Source organism: Halochromatium glycolicum, assembly GCF_016584085.1.
Classification (GTDB): domain Bacteria; phylum Pseudomonadota; class Gammaproteobacteria; order Chromatiales; family Chromatiaceae; genus Lamprobacter; species Lamprobacter glycolicus.
On sequence record NZ_NRSJ01000094.1, the window covers coordinates 1 to 3,216 of the forward strand.

Annotated in this window: 3 protein-coding genes and 1 pseudogene; 1 reads left to right on the top strand and 3 read right to left on the bottom strand. The window is 65.8% G+C overall.

Annotated features, from left to right (window positions below):
* The 3 genes and pseudogenes from CKO40_RS23460 to CKO40_RS23470 all read right to left on the bottom strand — a co-directional run.
* Positions 1-238 (bottom strand): annotated as a pseudogene (locus CKO40_RS23460) (hypothetical protein); the annotation flags it as partial.
* A gap of 72 nt (positions 239-310) precedes the next feature.
* The gene (locus CKO40_RS23465) at positions 311-520 is read right to left on the bottom strand and encodes a DUF4258 domain-containing protein (protein ID WP_200348877.1); all 210 of its coding nucleotides are present in this window, start codon (positions 518-520) and stop codon (positions 311-313) included.
* A gap of 29 nt (positions 521-549) precedes the next feature.
* Positions 550-2,457 (bottom strand): propionyl-CoA synthetase, encoded by a 1,908-nt coding sequence (locus CKO40_RS23470; RefSeq protein WP_200348878.1) that lies wholly within the window; start codon positions 2,455-2,457, stop codon positions 550-552.
* 250 nt (positions 2,458-2,707) lie between these two features.
* Between CKO40_RS23470 and CKO40_RS23475 the strand changes: the two genes are divergently transcribed.
* On the top strand, positions 2,708-3,079 hold the full coding sequence (locus CKO40_RS23475) for a DUF805 domain-containing protein (protein ID WP_200348879.1): 372 nt from the start codon (positions 2,708-2,710) through the stop codon (positions 3,077-3,079).
* The last annotated feature ends 137 nt before the right edge of the window (positions 3,080-3,216 follow it).

The window sequence follows — 3,216 nt, forward strand, 5'->3', positions numbered from 1 at the left end:
TGACGTACTGCGCCGGCAGCAGCAGGGGCTTGTGTCCAAAGCTCGCCGCCTTGCGCGCGAGGTGATGCGCCCCGGGGCAGGCCTCCATCGCCACGGTCGCCGCTGGGGTGTTGGCCAGGAAGCGCATCACGGCGCTGCGCGAGTCGGCGCGACGGCGCTCGACGTGGCCGTTGGCGTCCACGACGCAGACGTGGAACTTCAGCTTGCCCAGGTCGATGCCAATGATCGTCTCAGCCATGGAATCAGTCCTCCGGATCGGGTGCTGGTTGCGGACCCCTTCAGGGTAAACAAGGAGGGGCGGACCATTCCATTAGGCCGTCACGATCGCGACCGGGTCAGCGGTCTCGTTGTAGATGACCCGCAACGCGCGAAAGGTGCGTTCCGGAATCAGGCACAGCACATGGACCAAATCGGGGTCATCTGGATCAGCCTCGATGCGTGCTGGGTGCTCCAGCGCCCTCGCGATCCATTCGCGTCGGATCTTGCGTCTGATACAGCGCTTCTTCGCATGCTCGGTCAAGAAAAAATTCACAATGCCGCGATGCCGCCTCAGCACGCATACCCCAACGCCCGCAGCGAGGCGGCGATCTCGTCCAGGATCGCCGGGTCATCGATGGTCGCCGGCATGGTCCAGCTCTGGCCGTCGGCGATCTTGACCATGGTGCCGCGCAGGATCTTGCCGGAGCGGGTCTTCGGCAGCCGCGAGACGACCGCGACCTGCTTGAAGGCGGCGACCGGGCCGATCTGATCGCGCACGCGCTGGATCAGCTCGGCGTTGAGCTCGGCGACGCCGCGCTCGACGCCGGCCTTGAGCACCACCAGCCCGAGCGGCAGCTGACCCTTGAGTGAATCGTGGACGCCGATGACCGCGCACTCGGCGACATCGGGATGGCTGGCCAGGACCTCCTCGATCTGCCCGGTCGAGAGCCGGTGGCCGGCGACATTGATCACGTCGTCGGTGCGGCTCATGATCCAGAGATAGCCGTCGGCGTCCTTGTAGCCGGCATCGCCGCTGAGGTAGTAGCCGGGATGGCGCGTCAGATAGGCCTCGACGAAGCGGGCGTCGTTGTTCCAGAGGGTCGGCAGGCAGGCCGGCGGCAGCGGCAGCTTGATGCAGATGTCGCCCATCGCGCCGGTCGGCCGCTCGTCGCCCTGATCGTCGAGCACCCGCACGTCATAGCCGACCATCGGCCGGCTCGGCGAGCCCGACTTGACCGGCAGCGGCTCGATCCCGAGCGGGTTGGCCGCGATCGCCCAGCCGGTCTCGGTCTGCCACCAATGGTCGATCACCGGCCGCTCGAGCAGCTGCTGAGCCCAACTCAAGGTGTCCGGATCGCAGCGCTCGCCGGCCAGGAACAGCGCCTGCAGGCGGCTCAGGTCATAGCGTGCGCAATGCTCGCCGGCCGGGTCCTCCTTCTTGATCGCGCGGATCGCGGTCGGTGCGGTGAACATCACCTTGACGCCGTGCTCGCTGATCACGCGCCAGAACGCGCCCGGATCGGGGGTGCCGACCGGCTTGCCTTCGTAGATCACCGTGGTGCAGCCGGCGAGCAGCGGGCCGTAGACGATGTAGCTGTGGCCGACGACCCAGCCGACATCGGACGCCGCCCAAAAGACATCGCCGGCCTGCACGTCGTAGATATTGGCCATCGACCAATGCAGCGCAACGGCATGTCCGCCGTTGTCGCGCACCACGCCCTTGGGCCGGCCGGTGGTGCCCGAGGTGTAGAGGATATAGAGCGGATCGGTCGCGGCGACCGGCACGCAGTCGACCGGGCTCGCGGCGGCGACCGCCTCGTCCCAGTCTCCGATGGCGACGCCATGGTCGCGGCCGGGTGCGAGCGCAGCCGGCTGCTCCGGGCGCTGCTTGATCAGGCAGCTGCGCGGCTTGTGCTCGGCCAGCGCAAGCGCCTCGTCGACCAGCGGCTTGTAGTCGATGATCCGGTTCGGCTCGATGCCGCAGGAGGCGGTCAGCAGCAGGGTCGGCTGGCAGTCATCGATGCGCGTCGCCAGCTCACGTGCCGCGAAGCCGCCGAACACGACCGAATGGATGGCGCCGATGCGCGCGCAGGCGAGCATCGCCATCGCCGCCTCCGGGATCATCGGCAGATAGATCACGACCCGGTCCCCCGGGCCGACACCGGCGGCACGGATCGCACCGGCGAGCTGGGCTACCTCGTCACGCAGCGCGCGATAGCTGTAGTGGCGCTGGGTGCCCGTGACCGGGCTGTCGTAGATCAGCGCCGCCCGCTCGCCATGACCGGCCTCGACGTGCCGGTCCAGCGCATTATGGCAGGTATTGAGCTCACCGCCGCTGAACCAGCGCGCGCTCGGCCGCGCATCCTGGTCCAGTACCTTGCCCCAGCGGCGATGCCAATCAAGCGCCTCAGCGGCCTCGGCCCAGAAGACCTCGGGCTCTTCGAGTGAGCGCTGATAGATCTCGGAATAGTAACCCATCCCCTGACTCCGGTAGTGTGATTACAGGCGTTCTTGTTTGCGACGCCTTGCCACATGGCCCGCCCGAGTCTAAGGGAAAGCAACGGATCGAGCACGCGGAGCGCAGCTGCGCGATGATCATGAATCCATGCGGTGGCGCCCAAGATCGTCACGGTGCAAACACTCGGCGTCTCGTCGTGCGCTTGACATCTCTGGACCCGCCGACCCTGGTCGTAGACCCTGCACGCCGCCCCCTCAGTTGGAGAAACGAATGAATTGGTATCTCGAGGTCTTGAAGAAATACGCGGTCTTCACCGGACGCGCCCATCGCAAGGAGTATTGGTATTACTTTCTGATCAACTTCTTGATCATCACCGCGTTGCTGCTGGTCGATAACATGCTGGGCACCCTCGACAAGGAGACTGGGGTCGGCCTCGTCAGCAGTCTCTACATGTTGGCGGTTCTTCTGCCCGGCCTAGCCGTTGCGGTACGCCGGCTCCATGACATCGGTCGGTCCGGCTGGTGGGTGCTGCTCTCGCTGATCCCGATCATCGGTCCGATCATCCTGATCTTCTTCCTGATCCAGGACAGCATGCCCGGCGACAACGCCTACGGACCCAACCCCAAGGAAGCCACCGCCTAAGGCGATTGCCGCCGGGTGACCACGGGTGATTGCTCACCCGTGGTTCCCACAGATCCGGACGTGCGGAATTCCCGCATCCGGCTCCTCAGTTGAGCAGTCGCTACACAACAATCGTTGCACACCCATCGGACAAAAGC